At 64.7% G+C, this 19,550-nt stretch carries 18 protein-coding genes; 6 read left to right on the top strand and 12 right to left on the bottom strand.

Annotated elements, in window-relative coordinates; genetic code table 11:
* Positions 1–136: 136 nt before the first annotated feature.
* Together L0U84_RS07755 and L0U84_RS07750 are read right to left on the bottom strand one after the other, a co-directional pair.
* Positions 137–1,729: an ABC-F family ATPase gene (locus L0U84_RS07755; RefSeq protein ID WP_233849044.1), complete on the bottom strand. Its 1,593-nt coding sequence runs from the start codon at positions 1,727–1,729 to the stop codon at positions 137–139.
* Between the two features lie 93 nt (positions 1,730–1,822).
* On the bottom strand, positions 1,823–2,779 hold the full coding sequence (locus tag L0U84_RS07750; protein WP_233849043.1) for an NAD(P)-dependent oxidoreductase: 957 nt from the start codon (positions 2,777–2,779) through the stop codon (positions 1,823–1,825).
* Between the two features lie 294 nt (positions 2,780–3,073).
* Between L0U84_RS07750 and L0U84_RS07745 the strand changes: the two genes are divergently transcribed.
* The gene (locus L0U84_RS07745; RefSeq protein WP_233849039.1) at positions 3,074–3,283 is read left to right on the top strand and encodes a dodecin; all 210 of its coding nucleotides are present in this window, start codon (positions 3,074–3,076) and stop codon (positions 3,281–3,283) included.
* 147 nt (positions 3,284–3,430) lie between these two features.
* Here L0U84_RS07745 and L0U84_RS07740 read toward each other — a convergent pair whose 3' ends face one another.
* The 4 genes from L0U84_RS07740 to L0U84_RS07725 all read right to left on the bottom strand — a co-directional run bounded on the left by L0U84_RS07740 (position 3,431) and on the right by L0U84_RS07725 (position 8,356).
* Positions 3,431–4,525, bottom strand: coding sequence for a BMP family ABC transporter substrate-binding protein (locus L0U84_RS07740; RefSeq protein ID WP_233849035.1), 1,095 nt, complete (start codon positions 4,523–4,525; stop codon positions 3,431–3,433).
* A 64-nt stretch (positions 4,526–4,589) separates the two neighbouring features.
* Positions 4,590–5,519: an ABC transporter permease gene (locus L0U84_RS07735; RefSeq protein WP_233849033.1), complete on the bottom strand. Its 930-nt coding sequence runs from the start codon at positions 5,517–5,519 to the stop codon at positions 4,590–4,592.
* Positions 5,520–5,558: 39 nt separating this feature from the next.
* On the bottom strand, positions 5,559–6,665 hold the full coding sequence (locus tag L0U84_RS07730) for an ABC transporter permease (protein ID WP_233849031.1): 1,107 nt from the start codon (positions 6,663–6,665) through the stop codon (positions 5,559–5,561).
* A 92-nt stretch (positions 6,666–6,757) separates the two neighbouring features.
* Positions 6,758–8,356 (bottom strand): ABC transporter ATP-binding protein, encoded by a 1,599-nt coding sequence (locus L0U84_RS07725; protein WP_233849029.1) that lies wholly within the window; start codon positions 8,354–8,356, stop codon positions 6,758–6,760.
* 308 nt (positions 8,357–8,664) lie between these two features.
* On the opposite strand from L0U84_RS07725, the gene L0U84_RS07720 reads away from it, so the two are divergent.
* Positions 8,665–9,597 carry a LysR substrate-binding domain-containing protein gene (locus L0U84_RS07720; RefSeq protein ID WP_233849028.1) on the top strand — a complete coding sequence of 311 codons (933 nt, stop codon included), beginning with the start codon at positions 8,665–8,667 and terminating at the stop codon, positions 9,595–9,597.
* A 114-nt stretch (positions 9,598–9,711) separates the two neighbouring features.
* Here the strand turns inward: L0U84_RS07720 and L0U84_RS07715 are convergent, their stop codons facing one another.
* Positions 9,712–11,100, bottom strand: a complete 1,389-nt coding sequence (locus tag L0U84_RS07715; protein ID WP_233849027.1) for an 8-oxoguanine deaminase — start codon at positions 11,098–11,100, stop codon at positions 9,712–9,714.
* 546 nt (positions 11,101–11,646) lie between these two features.
* On the opposite strand from L0U84_RS07715, the gene uraH reads away from it, so the two are divergent.
* The 4 genes from uraH (at position 11,647) to L0U84_RS07695 (ending at position 15,248) form a co-directional block, all read left to right on the top strand.
* Positions 11,647–12,000: a hydroxyisourate hydrolase gene (gene uraH / locus L0U84_RS07710; protein WP_129960691.1), complete on the top strand. Its 354-nt coding sequence runs from the start codon at positions 11,647–11,649 to the stop codon at positions 11,998–12,000.
* A 171-nt stretch (positions 12,001–12,171) separates the two neighbouring features.
* Positions 12,172–13,365: a urate hydroxylase PuuD gene (locus L0U84_RS07705; protein ID WP_233849022.1), complete on the top strand. Its 1,194-nt coding sequence runs from the start codon at positions 12,172–12,174 to the stop codon at positions 13,363–13,365.
* Positions 13,366–13,635: 270 nt separating this feature from the next.
* On the top strand, positions 13,636–13,902 hold the full coding sequence (locus L0U84_RS07700) for a helix-turn-helix domain-containing protein (protein ID WP_233849020.1): 267 nt from the start codon (positions 13,636–13,638) through the stop codon (positions 13,900–13,902).
* Positions 13,899–15,248 carry a type II toxin-antitoxin system HipA family toxin gene (locus L0U84_RS07695; protein WP_233849018.1) on the top strand — a complete coding sequence of 450 codons (1,350 nt, stop codon included), beginning with the start codon at positions 13,899–13,901 and terminating at the stop codon, positions 15,246–15,248. Before L0U84_RS07700 ends, L0U84_RS07695 begins: the two co-directional genes overlap by 4 nt.
* A 142-nt stretch (positions 15,249–15,390) precedes the next feature.
* Here L0U84_RS07695 and L0U84_RS07690 read toward each other — a convergent pair whose 3' ends face one another.
* The 5 genes from L0U84_RS07690 to L0U84_RS07670 all read right to left on the bottom strand — a co-directional run bounded on the left by L0U84_RS07690 (position 15,391) and on the right by L0U84_RS07670 (position 19,515).
* Entirely contained in the window at positions 15,391–15,903 is a 513-nt protein-coding gene (locus L0U84_RS07690; protein WP_233849017.1) for an ureidoglycolate lyase, read from the bottom strand.
* The gene (gene alc / locus L0U84_RS07685; protein ID WP_233849015.1) at positions 15,900–16,910 is read right to left on the bottom strand and encodes an allantoicase; all 1,011 of its coding nucleotides are present in this window, start codon (positions 16,908–16,910) and stop codon (positions 15,900–15,902) included. Before alc ends, L0U84_RS07690 begins: the two co-directional genes overlap by 4 nt.
* Positions 16,911–16,977: 67 nt before the next feature.
* Positions 16,978–17,499 (bottom strand): 2-oxo-4-hydroxy-4-carboxy-5-ureidoimidazoline decarboxylase, encoded by a 522-nt coding sequence (gene uraD, locus L0U84_RS07680; RefSeq protein ID WP_233849013.1) that lies wholly within the window; start codon positions 17,497–17,499, stop codon positions 16,978–16,980.
* Complete coding sequence (gene puuE, locus L0U84_RS07675) at positions 17,496–18,446, bottom strand: allantoinase PuuE (protein ID WP_233849011.1); 951 nt, start codon at positions 18,444–18,446, stop codon at positions 17,496–17,498. Before puuE ends, uraD begins: the two co-directional genes overlap by 4 nt.
* Positions 18,447–18,678: 232 nt before the next feature.
* On the bottom strand, positions 18,679–19,515 hold the full coding sequence (locus L0U84_RS07670; RefSeq protein WP_233849010.1) for an aspartate/glutamate racemase family protein: 837 nt from the start codon (positions 19,513–19,515) through the stop codon (positions 18,679–18,681).
* Positions 19,516–19,550 lie beyond the last annotated feature (35 nt).

The raw sequence follows: 19,550 nt of genomic DNA, 5'->3' as shown, positions 1-19,550 counted from the left end.
GCATTTTCGGGGATCCGGTCTGCACAGCTGAGTTGGCGTGCGCATCACGTTTGGCCTGGGTAAAACAAAAGGCCCACCTGGGTACGAACCTGGGTGGGCCATCTGGGTACATCAGGTCTTGGGTACGACCCGGCGCTTACTGCACGCCCTGACTCGTCAGGAAGTCCTCGTAGTTGCCGCCGAAGTCGTTCAGCGTGCCATTGGTCTTCACTTCGATGATCCGGTTCGCGAGGCCGCTCACGAACTCGCGGTCGTGCGAGACGAAAATCAGCGTGCCATCGAACTTGTCCAGCGCGATCTGCAGCGACTCGATCGACTCCATGTCCATGTGGTTGGTCGGCTCGTCCATCAGCAGCACGTTGTGGCGGCCGAGCATCAGCTTGCCCCAGATCATGCGGCCCTTCTCGCCGCCCGACAGCACCTTGACCGACTTGCGGATGTCGTCCGCGTTGAACAACAGGCGGCCGAGCGTGCCGCGCACCATCTGCTCGTCGTCGCCTTCCTTGCGGTACTGGTCGATCCAGTCCATCAGCGTGACGTCGCCCGGGAACTCTTCGTACGTGTCCTGCGGCATATAGCCGATGTTGGCGTTTTCCGCCCACTTCACCTTGCCGTGATCGAGTTGCAGATTGCCGAGCAGCGAGCGCAGCAGCGTGGTCTTGCCCGCGCCGTTCTCGCCGATGATCGCAATACGCTCGCCCGGTTGCACACTGATGCTGAAGTTATTGAAGATCGAGCGTTCGTATTTCTTCGAAATGCTCTCAGCGACCACCGCGATGTTGTGCAGCTTCTTCTCGTACTCGAAGCGGATGAACGGGTTCTGACGCGACGACGGCTTGAATTCCTCGATCTTGATCTTGTCGATCATCTTCAGACGGCTGGTGGCCTGACGCGCCTTCGACTTGTTCGCCGAGAAGCGGCGCACGAAGTCCTGCAGATCGGCCACGCGCTCCTTCGCCTTCGCGTTGGCGGCCTGCTGACGCTCGCGCGCCTGCGTGCTCGCGAGCATGTAGTCGTCGTAGTTGCCCGGGTAGACCTTCAGCGTGCCGTAGTCCATGTCGGCCATGTGCGTGCACACCTGGTTCAGGAAGTGCCGGTCGTGCGAGATGATGATCATCGTCGAGTTGTACTGGTTCAGAATATCTTCCAGCCAACGGATCGAGTTGATGTCCAGGTTGTTGGTCGGCTCGTCGAGCAGCAGCACGTCCGGCTTCGAGAACAGCGCTTGCGCGAGCAGCACGCGCAGTTTCCAGCCGGGCGCCACGTTGCTCATCGGCCCGTTGTGGTCTTCGATCGCGATGCCGATCCCGAGCAGCAGTTCGCCCGCGCGCGCTTCGGCCGTGTAGCCGTCGTACTCGGCGAACTTTGCTTCGAGCTCGGCCGCGTGCATGTAGTCGTCGTCGGTCGCGTCGGGGTTCGCGTAGATCGCGTCGCGCTCGGTCATCGCGGCCCACATTTCGGTGTGGCCCATCATCACGACGTCGAGCACGCGCACGTCTTCGTACGCGAACTGGTCCTGGCGCAGCTTGCCGAGGCGCACGTTCGGCTCGAGCATCACGTTGCCCGAACTCGGCTCGAGATCCGAACCGAGAATCTTCATGAAAGTGGATTTACCGCAGCCGTTCGCACCGATCAGGCCATAGCGGTTCCCTTCCCCGAATTTGACCGAAATGTTCTCGAAGAGGGGCTTCGGCCCGAATTGCATGGTGATATTGGCAGTAGACAGCACGGCGCGTCCCTTTGAATGTGATATCGGCGAAAAACCCAATATTTTAGCAGGTTTAGAGATTTCAACCCGACAGTTCGTCCGGCCCGGCCCGCCTCACCCGTTCGAGCCGCCGCGCGGCGTCTGCAAAATGTCGATGAAGGCCGAAAAATCCGCATCGGCGAACCCCATCGCGGCACCCAGTCGCAGCAATTGCTGGACCGTCGACGCAACCGGCATCGGCGTGCCGGTCTCGTAGGCGGTTGCCGCGACCGTGTCGACGTCCTTCTGAAACGTGCGCAACGCGCCGATCGGCGCGAGGCCGCTTTGCGTCATGCGCGGCACGAAGGTCCGCAGCAGCACCGAATCGGCCCAGCCGCCGGCGAGCGCCTCGCTCAGCTTCGCGGCGTCGATGCCGCTGCGCTGCGCGAGGCTCACCGCCTCGGCGATCGCGGCGACGGTCGCGGTGACGATCGCCTGATTGCACAGCTTCGCGGTTTGCCCCGCGCCGACCTCGCCCATGTGCGTGACGCGGGCGGCATAGGCGTCGAGCAAGGGGCGCACCGCGGCGAGATCGCTGGCCGCGCCGCCGGCCATGATCGCGAGCGTGCCCGCTGTGGCACCGGCGACACCGCCCGAAACCGGCGCGTCGATCCAGCCGATCGAAGTCGCGTGCTCGAGCGCGCCTGCGCCAGCCGCGCTGCCCGGCTCGCCGAAATCCGCCACGCGGCGCGCCAGCGCGCGCGTCGCGGCGGGCGGAATGCTCGAATGATCGACGATCCAGCGCAGGCGGTGCGGCGCCGCCGGAGCGCCGGCCGCCGGAGCGCCATCGAGCAGCCCGTCCGGCCCGAACACGGTCTGTTCGACCGCCGCCGCGTCGGCGACGCACAGCAGCACCGCATCGCAGCGCGCAGCCAGCTCACGTGGCGTATCGACGACGTGCGCACCCTCGGCCCGCAAGGCCTCGGCCTTGGCCCGCGTGCGATTCCATACATGCACGGTATGCCCCGCGCGCAACAGGTGCCGGATCATCGGCGCGCCCATCAGACCGGGGCCGCAGAAACCAGTTTCCACGTTCGAACCTCGTCGGCTATCAGATTGCAGGGATTATGTTGCGTGCACATGATAACGGCCGCCCCGGGCGGTGAGCTCGCGCGATACCGGGCATGCGGCGTGCGGCATCGATGGTTCGGGCGGCGACATCCGATCCGCCACGCAGGCAATGACGCTCGCGCGGACGTCGGCGAGAACGCATATGCCCCTCAGACTGCGCGAACCGTTGCCTATACTTTTTTCCATGCGCTTTTTTCCATGCGCGTTTCCGAGCAGCGTTTCACCGACCCGCGGCGCACACCAAGGAGGACACTCATGTCAGAACACGTTTACAAGAAGATCGAACTGACCGGCTCGTCGAAGAAATCGATCGACGACGCGATCACCACCGCGATTGCCAAAGCGTCGATAACGCTGCGCAATCTGCACTGGTTCGAGGTCACGGAAACGCGCGGCCAGATCGAGGACGGCAAGGTCGCGTACTGGCAGGTCACGCTGAAGGTCGGCCTGCGCATCGAGGACTGAGCGGCGGCTACGCGATGCGCTTGCGCGCCATCGCGCAAAGCCGCAAACAAAAAAGCTGCGTCCAACCCGAAGCCGGGTTGGGCGCAGCTTTTTCAACAGGAGGCTGCCCGTGGCGGCGAACACCACGGGCGAGGGTCACGGCCCGCTTTACTTCGGCAGCGACCCGTCGACACCCTCCACGTACCAGTTCAGGCGCTGCAGTTCCGCATCGGTCAGCGTCTTGCCCTCGGGCACCTTCACCGTGCCCGACTGATCCTTGATCGGACCCGTGAACACGTCGCGCTTGCCGCTCGCGAGTTCGTCGCGCTTGACGGCCACCTGCTTCTGCCCATCGGCCGGAATCGCCGACGTGTTCAGGTCCTCGAGGTTGACGGCCTTCTGCGGAATGCCCCACCACACCGGATCGTTCTTCCACTTGCCGTCGAGCACCTGCTGGATCACCGCGCTGTAGTACACGCCCCAGTGCGCGACCACCGAGCCCAGATGCGCGTCAGGACCGAACTTCTTCATGTCCGAATCCCAGCCGAACGCGTGCACGTGCTTCTCCGACGCGGTCGCGAGCGTCGCGCTCGAATCGGTGTTCTGCAGCAGCACGTCGGCGCCCTGGCCGATCAGCGTTTCGGCGGCCTGCTTTTCCTTGCCCGGATCGAACCAGCTGTTGATCCAGATCACCTTCGTGTGCACCTTCGGGTTCACCGAGCGCGCGCCGAGCGTGAATGCGTTGATGTTGCGCACCACCTCAGGAATCGGCACCGACGCGACGAAGCCGAGCGTGTTGCTCTTCGTCACGTAGCCCGCGGCGACGCCCGCCAGATACGCGCCCTGGTACATGCGCACGTCGTAGGTGCCGAAGTTCGGCGCCTTCTTGTAACCGGTCGCGTGCAGGAACACGGTGTCCGGGAAGTCCTTCGCGACCTTCAGCTGGAAGTCCTGGAAGCCGAAGCTCGTGCCGAAGATGATCTTGTTGCCCTTGTTCGCGAGATCGCGGAACACGCGCTCGGAATCGGCCGATTCGGGCACGTTCTCGACGCGCGTGATCTTGATCCGGTTGCCGAACTTCGCTTCGGCTTCCTTCGAGCCCTGATCGTGCGCGAAGGTCCAGCCGGCATCGCCCGGATTGCCGAGATAGACGAACGCGACGCCCGGCACGTCGGCGGCCTGCGCGGTTTGCGCGAGCGGTGCGGCGAGCGCGAGCGACGCCGCGCCCCACGCGAAAGCGGTCAGCAGATTTCTTCTCTTCATGTTTTATCCCCTGTCGTGATGAGCGAATAGTATTGAGCGGATCGATAAAAAACCTGGGTCGCAGTCAACCCGCCGAGAAAAACGGCTTGCCGAGCGACGCGGGCGCATTCAGGCGAATCGTATTCGGATTGCGCGAGATCAGCGCGAGCACGACGATCGTCGCGACGTACGGCAACATTGCGAGGAACTGCGTCGGCACCGGCACGCCGATCGCCTGTGCGTAGAACTGCAGCCCCGTCACCGCGCCGAACAGCAGCGAGCCGATCAGGAGGCGTCCGGGTCGCCACGTCGCGAACACCACGAGCGCGAGCGCGATCCAGCCGCGGCCCGACGTCAGGTTCTCCTGCCACAGGTGCAGATTGACGATCGAATAGTAGCCGCCCGCGAGCCCCGCCATGCCGCCGCCGAACGCGACCGCGCCATAGCGCACGCCGACCACCGGAAAGCCGACCGAGTGCGCGACCTGTGGCGATTCGCCGACCGAGCGCAGCACGAGCCCCGCGCGCGTGCGATACAGGAACCAGCCGATCACCGCGAACATGAGGAACGCGAGGTAATCGAGCGGCGTCAGGGTGAACAGTGCCGGGCCGAGCACCGGGATTTTCGACAGGCCGGGAATCGTCCACGTATCGATCGTCGCGCGCACCGCGGCCGACGTGTAGGGCTTGCCGACGTACGCGGACAGACCGATGCCGAAGATCGTCAGCGACAGGCCGGTCGCGACCTGGTTGGCGAGCATCGTCAGCGTGAGGAACGCGAACAGCAGCGACATCGCGAGACCGGCGCCGATCGCGGCGAGCACGCCGAGCCACGGGCTGCCGGTGATCGACGTGACCGCGTAGCCGCTGACGGCGCCCATCAGCATCATCCCTTCCACGCCAAGGTTGAGCACGCCCGATTTTTCGGCGACGAGTTCGCCGGCACCCGCGAACATCAGCGGGATCGACGCGGTGATCGCGCTCGACGTGAGCGCGCTGGCTTGCTGGATATCCATATCGAATCTGAGAGCGGATTGGCGAGCTGATTGGCAAACTTAATGACCCACTGCCACGGCCGAACGGCGCCGCACGCGGTAGTTCACGAACAGGTCGGCGCCGAGCAGGCAAAACAGCAGCAGGCCCTGGAAGACGCCCGAGAGCGCCTGAGGCAATTGCATCGAGGTTTGCACCGCTTCGCCGCCCAGATAGAGCAGCGCCATCAGCAGACTCGCGAGCACGATGCCTAGCGGATGCAAGCGTCCGACGAACACGACGATGATCGCGGTGAACCCGTAGCCCGGCGACCACGTCGCCTGCAACTGGCCGATCGGACCGGCGATCTCGCCCATGCCGGCGAGGCCGGCGAGACCGCCGCTGATGAGCAGCGAGGTCCAGATGGTTTTCTTGTCGGAGAAGCCCGCGTAACGCGCGGCAAGCGGTGCGAGTCCGCCGACGTTCATCCGGTAGCCCGCGAAGCTCTTGCGCATGAACAGCCAGACGAGCGGAATCGCGATCAGCGTGAGGAACACGGACGCGTTCAGGCGCGTGCCACGCAGAAATTTCCAGTGCCAGTCGCCGTACAGCGTCGGAAACAACGCATCGCCGCTGAACATTTCAGACAGCGGGAAGTTCATGCCCTGCGGATCGCGCCACGGGCCGCTGACGAGGTAGATCAGCAGTTGCGTCGCGACGTAGGTGAGCATCAGGCTCACGAGAATCTCGTTGGTATTGAAGCGGCTCTTCAGAAACGCGGGGATCGCGGCCCACGCCATGCCGCCGAGGATACCGGCGAGCATCATCGTCGGCAGGATCCACCAGCCGCTCGCCTGATCGAAATAGATCGCGACGCCGCTCGCCGCGATGCCGCCGAGCAGCATCTGCCCTTCGGCGCCGATGTTCCACACGTTCGCGCGATAACCGATCGCGAGGCCAAGGCCGATCAGGCACAACGGCGACGCCTTCAGCACCAGCTCGGACCAGCCGTTGATGCTCGACAGCGGTTCGATGAAAAACGCGTGCATCGCCTGCAGCGGGTCGCGGCCGACGAGGCCGAAAATCAGGAAGCCGATCGCGAGCGTCAGCAACGCGGCGATCAGCGGCACGGCGAGCTGCATCGTGCGCGAGGGCGTCGTGCGGGCTTCGAGTCGATAGGGAAGCATCATGGGTAGCGTGTGTTTGTTCGGGTTCTGTTCTTCAGGGTCCGCAGCGGCTGCGTGATGAGCTTGTTAGCGTGGTTGGCGGCGCAAGCCTCGCGTCACGCATGCGCCGGCTGGTCCGCCGAGGGTGCCGCGCCCTCGCGGTCGCCGAACAGCCCCGCCATCCAGCGGCCGATTTCCTCGGCGTTGGTCGCACCGGTCGCCCGCACCGGCGAAAGCCGCCCGCCCGCGAGCACCGCGATGCGATCGCAGATATCGAACAGCTCTTCCAGTTCCTCGGAGATCACCAGAATCGCGACGCCGCGCGCGGACAGATCGAGCAGTTGCTGACGGATGAACGCGGACGCACCGACATCGACGCCCCACGTCGGCTGCGCGACCACCAGCACCTTCGGCGCCTGCAAAATCTCGCGGCCCATGATGTATTTCTGCAGATTGCCGCCCGACAGACTTTGCGCGAGCGCGTCGGCGCCGCCGCAGCGCACGTCGAACGCGTCGATGCAGCGCTTCGCGAACGCGTGCATCGCGCCCGTCCTGATCCAGCCCGAGCTGACCATGCCCTGCCGATGCGCGGTCAAGAGCGCATTGTCGGCGAGGCTCATCGCCGGCACCGCGCCGCGGCCGAGCCGCTCCTCGGGCACGAAGCCGAAGCCGAGCGCGCGCCGCCCGCCGGCGCCGAGGCGCGCGGCCGGCTTGCCGCAAATCGTGATCGCGTCGGCCGGCAGGCTGCGTTTTTCAGCGCGCTTTTCTCCGGACAGCGCCGCGAGCAGTTCCGCCTGGCCGTTGCCCGACACCCCGGCAATGCTGAAGATCTCGCCCGCGTGCACGCTGAACGACACGTCGCGCAACGAGGTGCCGAACGGATCGTCGCTCGCGACCGACAACTGCTTGACGTCGAGCAGCACCGCGCCCGGCTTGTGCTCGCGGCGCGTGTAATCGGGCAGCGAATGACCGACCATCAACTGCGCGAGCGACGCATGCGTTTCGTTCTTCGGCGTCACATGGCCGGTCACGCGACCGCCGCGCATCACGGTCGCGGTGTCGCACAACTCCTGGATTTCATCGAGCTTGTGGCTGATGTACAGGATGCTGCAGCCTTCGGCCGCGAGCCGGCGCAGCGTCGTGAAGAGCTTGCGGACCGCCTGCGGCGTCAGCACCGAGGTCGGCTCGTCCATGATCAACAGACGCGGATTCTGCAGCAGGCAGCGCACGATTTCGACGCGCTGCCGCTCGCCGACGGTGAGGCTGTGCACGTGCCGCTGCGGATCGATGTCGAGCCCGTAGTCGGCCGACACCTCGCGAATGCGTTTGGACAGGGACTTCAGATCGAACGGCTCGTCGAGCGCGAGCGCGATGTTTTCGCCTACCGTCAGCGTCTCAAACAGCGAGAAGTGCTGGAACACCATGCCGACCCCGAGCTTGCGCGCAGCCGCCGGACTCGCGATGTCGACCGTCTCGCCTTCCCAACGGATCTCGCCGGCGTCGGGTCGCACCGCGCCGTAGATGATCTTCATCAGCGTGCTTTTGCCCGCGCCGTTCTCGCCGAGCACCGCGTGGATTTCGCCGGGGGCGACGACCAGCGTGACATCGTCGTTGGCGCGCACGGCCGGGTACTGCTTCGTGATGCCCGTGAGCGCGAGCCGGGGCACCGCCTGACCGGTGAGTTGCGCGCCGTCGCTAAATGGAGTGTCGCTCATGAGTTTCCGTAGTGCGTTCGTGACGCTGCCTGGCATGTGCTTGCAGCCTGCTTGCCGCCTGTTTTTTTGCCGCCGGGTTGCCGCCGGGTTGCGGACGATCGGTCCGCCCTGTCGACGGGCGATCCGTCACCACAACCGGATGACAATACCTAATTCGCCCCACTCAGTCGAGTTGACAAAATTCCCGCAAACCCCCGCCACTACAAGCTCTGCGGGTATGCCACCCTTGACGCCGCTTTTCGTTCATATTAAAACGCATATACCCCCACGTTCGTTCGATCAGCCAGCACATATATTTCGGAGAGTCCATGAGCCAGCAACGCGAGGCGATCGACACGTACCTGTTGCGCGTGTTGCACACGTTACTGATGGAGCGCAGCGTCACCCGCGCCGCCGTCAAACTGAACCAGTCCCAACCCGCGATCAGCGCGGCGCTGCGCCGTCTGCGCGACATCACCGGCGACCCGCTGCTGGTGCGCGGCAAGTCCGGCATGGTGCCGACCGAGTACGGCCTGCGCCTGCTCGAACCAGTGCAGAACGCGCTGCGCGAAATCGAGCGCATCAAGTTCCAGCAGCACAACTTCGATCCGGCCACGTCAATCCGCTGCTACCGGATCGGCTGTCCCGACTACCTGAACGTACTGTTCGTGCCGACGGTCGTCGAACGGTTCCGCCAGGCCGCGCCGAACGCGACGCTCGAATTCCATTCGCTCGGCCCCGCGTTCGACTACGAACTCGCGCTCGAGGACGGCAAGCTCGACATCGTGGTCGGCAACTGGCCCGAGCCGCCCGAGCAGTTGCATCTGTCGAACCTGTTCGTCGATCAGATCGTCTGCCTGATGAGCAACACGCATCCGTTCGCCAAACGCGGCGGCCTCACGCTCGACCAGTACCTGAACGCGCCGCATCTCGCGCCGACGCCGTACTCGGTCGGCCAGCGCGGCGCGATCGACGTGCATCTCGCGCGCGAGCGGTTGAAGCGCCACGTGGTCGTCACGCTGCCCTACTTCAATCTCGCGCCTTACGTGCTGATCAAATCGGATCTGATCTTCACGACGACGCGCCTTTTTGCCGACTACTACGCGAAGTTCCTGCCGCTGACCGTGGTACCCGCGCCGCTCGACTTCCCGCCGATGCAGTACTACCAGCTGTGGCACGAGCGCGTGCATTACTCCGACGAAGTGCGCTGGCTGCGCGGTCTGGTTGGCGAGGCCACCCGAACGTTGATCGCCAAGCCCTGACGCCGCGGCGCCGATCGCACTGGCGGCGCCGCTCAGGTATCGAGGACTCGCGGCATCCGCGCATCACCGCGCCGATGCCGCCCCTTCCGCTCAATCTCAAGCTCAAGCTCAATCTCAAGCCGCCGCCTCATAAAGCTGCCGCGCGAGCCGGTTATGGCGCTCGATCACCGGCCCGAGTTCGAGCGTCGCCAACTGCCCCTCCTTCACCACCACCTTGCCGTCGATCACGCTATAGCTGACCTGCGACGGCGCGCAGAACACCAGTGCGGCCACCGGATCGTGCAGCGCGCCGGCAAAGTGCGGCTGGCGCAGATCGAACGCGACGAAATCGGCGGCCATACCGGGCGCGAGCGCGCCGATGTCGTCGCGATTGAGCACGCGCGCGCCGCCCACGGTCGCGATTTCGAGTGCCTCGCGCGCGGTCATCGCATCGGGCCCGAAACCGACGCGCTGCAGCAGCAGCGCCTGGCGCACTTCGGCGACCATCTGCGCACCGTCGTTCGACGCCGAGCCGTCGACGCCGAGCCCAACCGGCACGCCCGCGAGCCGCATGCGCCTGACCGGCGCGATGCCCGACGCGAGCCGCATGTTCGAGCACGGACAGTGCGCGACGCCGGTGCCGGTGCGCGCGAACAGCGCGATGCCCGCGTCGTCGAGTTGCACGCAGTGCGCATGCCATACGTCGTGGCCGACCCAGCCGAGATCGTGCGCATACTCGGCCGGCGTCATGCCGAACTTCTCGCGGCTGTACTCGACGTCGTTGACGTTTTCCGCCAGATGCGTGTGCAGCGACACGCCGTACTGGCGCGCGAGCACCGCCGATTCGCGCATCAGGTCGCGGCTCACCGAAAACGGCGAGCACGGCGCCACGACGACGCGCAGCATCGCGTAGCGCCCATCGTCGTGATACGTCTCGATCAGACGCTGCGTGTCCTTCAGGATGTCCGCTTCGCGCTCGACCACCGAATCGGGCGGCAGGCCGCCGTCTTTGCGTCCCACGCTCATGCTGCCGCGCGCCGCATGAAAGCGCATGCCGATGCGGCGCGCCGCGGCGATGCTGTCGTCGAGACGGCTGCCGTTCGGATAGATATACAGATGGTCGCTCGAGGTCGTGCAGCCCGACAGCAGCAGCTCGGCCATCGCGGTCAGCGTCGACACTTCGATCATGTCGGGCGTCAGGTTCGCCCATACCTTGTACAGATTCGTGAGCCAGCCGAACAACTCGGCGTTCTGCGCGGCGGGAATCGCGCGCGTGAGGCTCTGGTACATGTGGTGATGCGTGTTGACGAGCCCCGGAATCACCAGGTGGCCGCGCAGGTCGAGCACTTCGTCGGCCGTTTGCGGCAGTTGCGCGGTCGGTCCGACCGCGACGATCCGGTTGTCCTCGATATACAGCCCGGCGTCGCGTAGTTCGCGCCGCTCGCCATCCATCGTGACGAGCACGTCCGCGTGCTTCACGAGCATCGTTTTACCGGGTTGTTTCAGTGCTTCGTTCATCGTCATTCGTCTGTCCGCCTGGTTGCCTGCATGCAAAGCCGTTCGAACGCGATGCGGCGGCACGCCACCGTGCCGCCGCGTTCGGTTGAACGCCGTTGGCCCGGTTACCCAGCGTGAATCGCCGTCTTCGGGGTTTTCCGTGCCAAAGGACTGCCTTCGCACGGGTGTTTCGCGCCGCCGCCTTGCGCGAACCGCATCGGGTTCGCGTCGAGCGCGTCGCACAGCGCTTACCTTCGGTAGCCAAAATCCGGCTGGCAACCCGCCTGGTTGCGATACCCGGGTTCACACCGCCAATATAGTGGCGCTTTTTTGGCGCCGGTACGATCGGCCGATGAGCCGGCGCGGCTTTCGACTGGCCGTCCATCATGCGCGAACTATTATCTTTCTTATCGCTCGCGCGCTGAACGGTACAACCTTTTTACAATGGCTGCCACGGCGCTCGCTTCAATTCGCCGACGGGTATGTAGCCACTGACGTGGAGCCTCGATCCGCCGCAAACGTAATGGATCGGGCCGCCGCCGACACCTCGCATTCACACAAGGACAATTGCGAATGGGCAAGCTCACTACCCACGTGCTCGACACCGCGAACGGCCGTCCCGGCGCAGGCATCAAGGTCGAACTCTTCGCGCTCGCTGGAGACACGCGCCGCGCACTAAAAACCACACTCACGAATCACGACGGCCGCTGCGACGAGCCGCTACTCGAAGGCGACGCGCTCGTCGCGGGCGAGTACGAGCTCGTGTTCGGCGCGGGCGACTACTTCGCGTCGCTCGGCACGAAGGTGCCGGAACCGCGCTTCGTCGATCGCGTCGTGCTGCGCTTCGGCGTTGCCGATGCTGGCGCGCACTATCACGTGCCGCTGCTGGTGTCGCCGTTTTCGTACAGCACGTATCGGGGCAGCTAGCCCGGCTGGATGCGAGCCCCGTCCGAATAGGCACGAACCCGCACCAACGAACACAAGCGCCCCGCGATACCCATAACAACCCGCGCTGCGTCTTTTACCCCGCAGTCGGCGCGATGACCGGCGACATCGACCGTCATCGCGCGCACAACGAATCAGAAGTGGAGGAGTTTCATGGAAGGCTTTATCACCGACTGGTTGAACCTCGCGATTCGCTGGTTCCACGTCATCGCCGCCATCGCATGGATCGGCGAATCGTTCTATTTCGTCGCGCTCGACAACAGCCTGAAACCGCCGACCGATCCGAACCAGCGCCGTCGCGGCGTATTCGGCGAGTTGTGGCACGTCCACGGCGGCGGCTTCTACAACATGCAGAAGTACACGGTCGCGCCGCCCGAAATGCCCGACGACCTGCACTGGTCCAAGTGGCCGTCGTACACGACGTGGATGTCGGGCTTCGGTCTCTTCACCGTGCTGTATCTGTTCTCGCCGAGCACTTACCTGATCGACAAGAACGTGCTCGACATGGGGCCGGTGGTCGCCGTCGCGTCCGCGATCGGTTTCCTCGCGGCCGGCTGGATCGTCTACGACTCGCTGTGCCGCATTCTCGGCACCCGCGACAAGCTGCTCGGCGCCTGCGTCGGCGCCTACGTGCTGATCGCGGCGTATCTCGCCTGTCATATCTTCGCGGGCCGCGCCGCGTACCTGATCATGGGCGCGATGCTCGCGACGATTATGTCGGCCAACGTGTTCTTCGTGATCATTCCGGGCCAGCGCAAGATGGTCGACGCGATGCTCAAGGGCGACACGCCGAACCCGATCTACGGCAAGCGCGGCAAGCAGCGCTCGGTGCACAACACGTATTTCACGCTGCCGGTCGTGTTCGCGATGCTGTCGAACCACTACGCGATGACCTACACCCATCCGTACAACTGGGCGGTGCTCGTCGTCATCATGCTGGCCGGTGCGCTGATCCGTCAGTTCTTCGTGATGCGCCATCGCGGTCAGGTGTTGTGGTATCTGCCGCTCGTCGGCGTCGCGCTGATGTGCACGGCGCTCGTGTGGACCATGCCGCGTCCGGTGGTGCCGACGGCGCAGGCCGCCAACGCGCCAACGCTGAAGGTCGCCGACATCGCGCCGGTGCTGCAACAGCGCTGCGTGGCCTGCCACTCCGCGCATCCGACGATGATGGGCAGCGCGCCCGCCGGCGTGCTGATGGATACGCCCGACGAAATCTCGCAGAACGCGCAGCGCATTTATCAGCAGGCGGTCACGTTGAAGGCGATGCCGCTCGGCAACGTCACGCACATGACCGACGACGAGCGGATGAAGATCGCCGCGTGGTTCGAAGGCGGCGCGGCGAAGTAAGGACGTCGTTCCGGATCACGGATCCGGTGCCGAAGTAGAGGCAGGAATGTGAAGCGGGCTTGTCGCGAGAGCGGCAAGCCCGTTGTCGTTTGGGGATCGCGGCGGGTGCAGTCGGCGGTATCGACAGATCATCCTGTAGCCTTAAGGCTACAAAAATTGGCCAAAATGCATGAAATGTAGCCCTAGAGGCACAAACACAAATAATTTTATTGTGCCTGTTGGGCTACAATAAATGTCATATTCGCTGAATTTGACGCCTTGGGGCTACAAATGACCAACCTCGCCGATGTCTCGGACATGCTCAAAGCCGTACGACGCGACAGCAAACTCTCGCAGGAAGAACTCGCACGCCGCGCGGGCGTGGCCCGCACGACCGTCGCGCGGATGGAGACGCTCGCCAGGCACGATATGAGCGTTTCGGTGCTCGTGCGCCTGCTCGAGGCTGCCGGCTACGACCTCAAGTTCGTCGCGCATGGACATGGCCGCACGCTGGAAGACATCCTCGCTGAACAGCGCAGCCCGGACGCGCAGCCATGAAGCTCGACGTTCAGGTGCTAGGCAGGAACGTTGCCACGCTGTTTCGCGAGCGTGACGACTATGTCCTCAAATACAACCGCGATGCGAGCGCGGCCGACTTCGTCAGTCTGACGATGCCGGTGCGCGAAGAGGCCTGGCGCTGGCCGCGCGACCTGCATCCGTTTTTCCGGCAGAACCTGCCCGAAGGCTATCTGCTGAATCTGATCCGCGAGCAGTTCGGGCCCTTGCTCGACGGAACCGATCTGTCACTGCTCGCCGTCGTCGGCTCGATGGGGATCGGCCGGGTCACCGTGACGCCTGAAGGTGTAGCGCCGGGCACCGAGCTGCAGCCGCTCGATGTCCAGCACATCCTGCACGGCGACAACACCGCCGAACATTTCGCCCGACTCGTACGTGAATATGCGCGAGCGGCCATTTCGGGCGTCGTGCCGAAGTTCATCGCGCCGCAGCAGCAGCCGTCTTCCGCGTCGACACCGTTGCAGCTCGGCAAGCCGACGATTCGGACGAGCCGTCACATCGTCAAAGGCTCGGACGACAACACCCCCTTTCTCGGCTTCAACGAGTTCTATTCGATGCGGGTGCTGGAGCGGCTGCGGGTGGCGCCTGTTGCGCGCACGCAGATGTCGGACGATGGTCGGGCCCTGATCGTCGAGCGCTTCGATGTCGACGCAAAAGGACTGCCGGCGTACGGCGTCGAAGACCTGTGCGGCCTGCTCGGTTTGCCGCCGCACGAAAAATACAATTCGACCAGCGAGAAAATGCTCAACGCGGCGAGAGCGTATCTGCTCGATCGCGACACCATGCGCCTGCAGCTCCAGCAGCTCGGCTGGCATCTGCTGACCAACTACGTCGTGCGCAATGCGGACTGCCACACCAAGAACGTCGCGCTGTTCTATACGTCGGTCGACGACGTTGCGTTCACGCCCGTCTACGATGTGGTGACGACGCAGGCTTATCCGCGCTTCGCAGCCAATCCGCCGGGTCTGGCCGTTGACGGCCGTAAAACCTGGGCAGCGGGTAAAACGCTCGAACGATTTTTCAACACGCGCATGGGCATCGCTCCGCGGCAATATGCGCAGATGGTCGAAGCGCTGTGCGACTCGGCTGTCGATGTCGGCCACGAGTTGATCGAGGCAGCGCGCAACGAACCGCAGTGGCGCACGGTCGCCAAGCAGATGCTGCACGCGTGGGACGACGGCATGACCTCGCTGCGCTCGCCAAGGAAGAGCCTGCAATTCAGGGGGCTGAAGCCGGCCATCGAAGCGGCGGGATTTTCGGCGCCCGAGCCGCCCGAGCGGTCACGGGAGGTCATCGGGCATTCGCCGCTGCTTGGCAGGCGCAAGTGAAACGCGCACGCCGGTGTTGGCGTGGCGCCGTTCGTCTCGCCAATGGCCGCGGATGAAAAAAGCCCGCGACGCAGCATACGTCGCGGGCTTGCACTTCAAACCAGAACAGAACGCTACCGGTGAGCCGGCAGCTGCATTGCCATCAAACCGCCACCGCGCTCAACGCATCTTCCGTGAGCCACAGCGACTCCGCCAGATCCTGCTCGTTCAGATTGAGCCCCTCGCCGCCACGATCGACGACGATGAAGTCGCTCACCTCGCCCAACGCGATCAGCGGATGGTGCCACACCCCTTTCGCGTAGTTGACGCCCTGCCAGCCGCTCGTGACGAACGCGCGGATCTGCGTCTCATCGAGATCGCCCGCGGGCGCGACGACGACCAGGTACGGCTTGTCGTTGAGCGGCACGAACGCCTGGCTGCCGAGCGGATGGCGCTCCAGCATCTTCACTTCGAACGGCAGCGTGCGCGGCTGACCACGAAACAGATTGACCAGCGTGCGGCCTTGCTCGTCGGTCACGTCGACTTTCGCGAGGTCGTGATAACGGATCGTCGTGCCGAGGTTGATCGGAATCTGCTTCGCGCCTTCGAGCTCGATCACGTCGCCGAATGCGGCGAACGCCTCTTTCGTCAGCGGTTCGATAGCGAGCGTTTTCATTCGAGCGTACCCCACAGACGCAGACGCGATACGCCGCCGTCCGGATAGATGTTGAAGCGCACATGCGTGACGGGCCCGAGAGCCGCGATCTCGCTCTCGAAGAAATGCTGCTTGTCCATCTGCAGCTTCTGTTCGCCGAGCAGCACCGGCCAGAACATCGCCTGCGTGACCAGCGAGCTGTCGGTGCCGCCCTTCACGTACGCGGCCTGGATCGAGCAGCGATCCGGATAATTGCCTTTGAAGTGCGCGGTGTCGACTTCGATCTTGCGGATCACGCCCGGCTGCGCGAGCGCGATGATCGCCCAGTCGTTGCCCGGCTCGCGGCGACGACGCGTTTCCCAACCGTCACCCATGTTCACGCCGCGGCCCGGCATCAGCAGCGTCGAGGCCGCGCCGAAGTGCTGGTTGTTCGCGCCGACCAGATACGCGCCGTTTTCCATCGCCGCGAGATCGAACTGCTCGGTGCGGCTCGCGCCCGCCCAGTCCACCTGCGGCTGACCGTACACCCGCAGACGCGCGATGCCGCCGTCCGGATAGATGTTCACGCGCAGATGCGTGTACGCGTTCGCGTCGCCGACCTCGAGGTAGTGGTGGCTATTGCCCTGCAGGGTGGTCGACGGCACGATCTCGGTCCATTGCGTCGCCTGGTTCGGCTCGCCATCGACGACCCGCGCCGCTTCCACCGACGCCGCCGGCGGGAAGTTGCCCGTGAAGTGGCTAGTGTCGAGATCGAGTCCCTTGATCACGCCGGGCCGCGCGAGCTTGACGATGCACCAGTCGTAGCCGGTCGTGCGCTTGCGGCGCGTTTCCCAGCCGTCCATCCATTTGCCGTTGTTGTCGTACTTACCCGGAATGAAGACGGCCGGTTCCGGATTCAGCATGCGGTCTTTAGACGCGAAGAATTCGTCGCTGGCCTCGAGCGCCTGCGCGCCCAGACGCGGGTCCGCCAGATTCACGTAACGGCGCGTGAATTCCGGTGCGTTGGGGTCGAGAATCGGAAGTGCCATCTTTGTCGTCCTTGATATCGATTGGTGCGGAAAAAACGTTGCGGCTCGCTGCGTGACGCGATGCGCGTCACGCACTGATCAGTTCGTTGAGCCGGAAACGTGCAATGCGATAGATCTGATCGAGGCTCGCGCGCATTTCGTCGGCGCGGCTATTGTTCACGCGCGATTCGAAGTTCGCGATGATGCCGTGGCGGTCGTAGCCGCGCACCGCGAGAATGAACGGAAAACCGAATTTCTCGCGGTACGCGTGGTTGAGCGCCAGCAGCTTGTCGAATTCTTCCTGCGTGCATTGCGCGAGGCCCGCGCCGCTTTGCTCGCGCGTCGATTCTGCCGTCAGCTCGCCGCGCACGGCGGCCTTGCCGGCCAGCTCCGGGTGCGCGTTGATCAGCGCGAGCTGCCTGTCTTCGCCCGAGGTTTCGACGATCTGCGACATCCTGCGATGCACCTCGTCGATGCTCGCGAACGGCCGCTCCCGCGCCGCAATCTCCGCGACCCACGGCGAGTGCTCGAAGATGCCCGACAGCGCCGCGACGAAGGCGTCGGTCGAGATGCGGTTGAGTTGGTCCAGGGTGTATTGCATCGCCTTCATGCCGCCGCCTCGCGGTTGTCTTGTTGGTAAGGATGAGTTTCGTGCCAGTGCCGGGCGATATCGACGCGCCGCGACACCCATACGCGATCGTGCTGTTCGATGTGATCGAGAAAGCGCTGCAGCGCGCGAAAACGTCCCGGCCGCCCGAGCAGCCGGCAGTGCATGCCGATCGACAGCATCTTCGGCGCTTCGTCGCCCTCTTCGTACAGCACGTCGAACGCGTCGCGCAGGTAGGTGAAGAAGTGGTCCGCGGTGTTGAAGCCTTGCGGGGTGGCGAAGCGCATGTCGTTGGTGTCGAGCGTGTACGGCACGATCAGTTGGGGCACGCTCTTGCCGCCCGATACTTCGACGTCCATCCAGAATGGCAGGTCGTCGCCGTAGTAATCGGAGTCGTACAGGAAGCCGCCATATTCGGCGACCAGCCGATGCGTGTTCGGACTGTCGCGGCCGGTGTACCAGCCGAGCGGCCGCACGCCGGTCACGCGCTCGATCGCCTGCATGCCGAGGCGCATGTGCTCCGCTTCCTTCTCCGGCGACATGTCCTGATAGTGAATCCAGCGATAGCCGTGGCAAGCGATCTCATGCCCGAGTTCGACGAACGCCTGCGCAACTTCCGGATGCCGTTCGATTGCCATGCCGACGCCGAATACCGTCAGCGGCAGCTTGCGCTTTTCGAATTCGCGCAGGATGCGCCACACGCCCGCGCGCGAGCCGTATTCGTAGATCGATTCCATGCTCATGTGCCGCGCCGGATACGACGCCGCGCCTACGATCTCCGACAGGAACTGCTCGGAACCGGAATCGCCGTGCAGCACGCAGTTTTCACCGCCCTCTTCGTAGTTGAGGACGAATTGCACCGCGACGCGCGCTCGGCCGGGCCAGTTCGCCTGCACCGGGTGGCGGCCGTAGCCGATCAGATCGCGTGGGTAGTTCGGGTCGAGTGGCATGGTTTGACGGATGCGTAGTGACGGGACCAGGAATTCGCGTGAAGCTCGGGCGGCTCGCACATTTGACGTGAGTACCGCCACGGCTCGAAACCCCGCGGCGGCGGCGGCGCGTTTTTGCTCACGCAAGCCGCTTGAACGGAGGCTTCAGCGGCAGCCGAAGCCGCCGCACCGAGTTGAGCCAGTGTAGCTAAAACACCCCGGCGCGCCCATACAGCGGGGCAGATAGTGCGTGTTACACCGAGTGTATGTGCGAGTCCGCCGACTCGGCGTTTACCCGCGGCGCAGCGCGCAGAGCTGCCGGATTACGTTCGGCTTGCGCGGCGATGGAGTCGTCCGCGCCCGGGCTGAACGAGGCGAGCGCGCCGTCGTAGCGCTTCGCGAGCGGGCGCGCGTAGTCGCCGCGCTTGGCCGTCGCGAGACGCAGCGCCACCAGCGCCTCGGTCCATTTGACGGCCGCCGTCACGCCTTCGATCACCGGCGCGCCGAGCGCGTCCTCGATCTCCGCACACAGCTCGGCCATGCCCGCACAACCGAGCACGATCGCATCCGAGCCGTCCTCGTCGAGCGCGCGGCGGCATTCGTCGAGGATGATGCGGCGCGCCGCCGAACCCGGCTTGTCGAGATCTAGCACGGCGACGTCGGTCGCCCGCACGTTGCGGCAAAAGCGCTTCATACCGTAGCGCTCGGCCAGATGCCAGGCCATGCCGCAAGTGCGCGCGAGCGTCGTCACGACTGAAAAGCCCGGCGCGAGCACGCTCGCCGCGTGCATCGCCGCCTCGGCGATGCCGATCACCGGGCCGCGGGCCAACTCGCGCGCCGCATAGAGACCGGGGTCGCCGAAGCACGCGATTACGTAGCCGTCGCAGCCTTCCAGTTCGCCCGCCGCGACTTCGGCGAGGAGACCCGGCGTGGCGAGCGCTTCGTCGTAGTAGCCCTCGATCGACGGCGGGCCCATCGTCGGATTGACGGCGATCACTTCGGTGCCGGGCGCGGCGACGTCGCGCGCGCAGCGCCCCATCGCCTCGGTCATGCGGTGGGTCGTGTTCGGATTGATCAGTTTGATACGCATGGCGACTCCTGTTCGACTCGTTGTTGCAGCGGCGA

The organism is Paraburkholderia sp. HD33-4 (assembly GCF_021390635.1).
In the GTDB taxonomy this organism is placed as follows: Bacteria; Pseudomonadota; Gammaproteobacteria; order Burkholderiales; family Burkholderiaceae; genus Paraburkholderia.
This window is presented reverse-complemented; position numbering and strand designations above follow the sequence as displayed.

Excerpts from the sequence above, each read along its gene's own strand:
- uraD (WP_233849013.1), bottom strand. The coding sequence starts at position 17,499 with ATGAAGGCGATGCAATACACCCTGGACCAACTCAACCGCATCTCGACC.
- L0U84_RS07720 (WP_233849028.1), top strand. The coding sequence starts at position 8,665 with ATGAGCCAGCAACGCGAGGCGATCGACACGTACCTGTTGCGCGTGTTG.
- alc (WP_233849015.1), bottom strand. The coding sequence starts at position 16,910 with ATGGCACTTCCGATTCTCGACCCCAACGCACCGGAATTCACGCGCCGT.
- L0U84_RS07745 (WP_233849039.1), top strand. The coding sequence starts at position 3,074 with ATGTCAGAACACGTTTACAAGAAGATCGAACTGACCGGCTCGTCGAAG.
- L0U84_RS07730 (WP_233849031.1), bottom strand. The coding sequence starts at position 6,665 with ATGATGCTTCCCTATCGACTCGAAGCCCGCACGACGCCCTCGCGCACG.
- L0U84_RS07735 (WP_233849033.1), bottom strand. The coding sequence starts at position 5,519 with ATGGATATCCAGCAAGCCAGCGCGCTCACGTCGAGCGCGATCACCGCG.
- L0U84_RS07740 (WP_233849035.1), bottom strand. The coding sequence starts at position 4,525 with ATGAAGAGAAGAAATCTGCTGACCGCTTTCGCGTGGGGCGCGGCGTCG.
- L0U84_RS07670 (WP_233849010.1), bottom strand. The coding sequence starts at position 19,515 with ATGCGTATCAAACTGATCAATCCGAACACGACCCACCGCATGACCGAG.
- L0U84_RS07715 (WP_233849027.1), bottom strand. The coding sequence starts at position 11,100 with ATGACGATGAACGAAGCACTGAAACAACCCGGTAAAACGATGCTCGTG.
- puuE (WP_233849011.1), bottom strand. The coding sequence starts at position 18,446 with ATGCCACTCGACCCGAACTACCCACGCGATCTGATCGGCTACGGCCGC.
- L0U84_RS07705 (WP_233849022.1), top strand. The coding sequence starts at position 12,172 with ATGGAAGGCTTTATCACCGACTGGTTGAACCTCGCGATTCGCTGGTTC.
- L0U84_RS07695 (WP_233849018.1), top strand. The coding sequence starts at position 13,899 with ATGAAGCTCGACGTTCAGGTGCTAGGCAGGAACGTTGCCACGCTGTTT.
- uraH (WP_129960691.1), top strand. The coding sequence starts at position 11,647 with ATGGGCAAGCTCACTACCCACGTGCTCGACACCGCGAACGGCCGTCCC.
- L0U84_RS07725 (WP_233849029.1), bottom strand. The coding sequence starts at position 8,356 with ATGAGCGACACTCCATTTAGCGACGGCGCGCAACTCACCGGTCAGGCG.
- L0U84_RS07690 (WP_233849017.1), bottom strand. The coding sequence starts at position 15,903 with ATGAAAACGCTCGCTATCGAACCGCTGACGAAAGAGGCGTTCGCCGCA.
- L0U84_RS07700 (WP_233849020.1), top strand. The coding sequence starts at position 13,636 with ATGACCAACCTCGCCGATGTCTCGGACATGCTCAAAGCCGTACGACGC.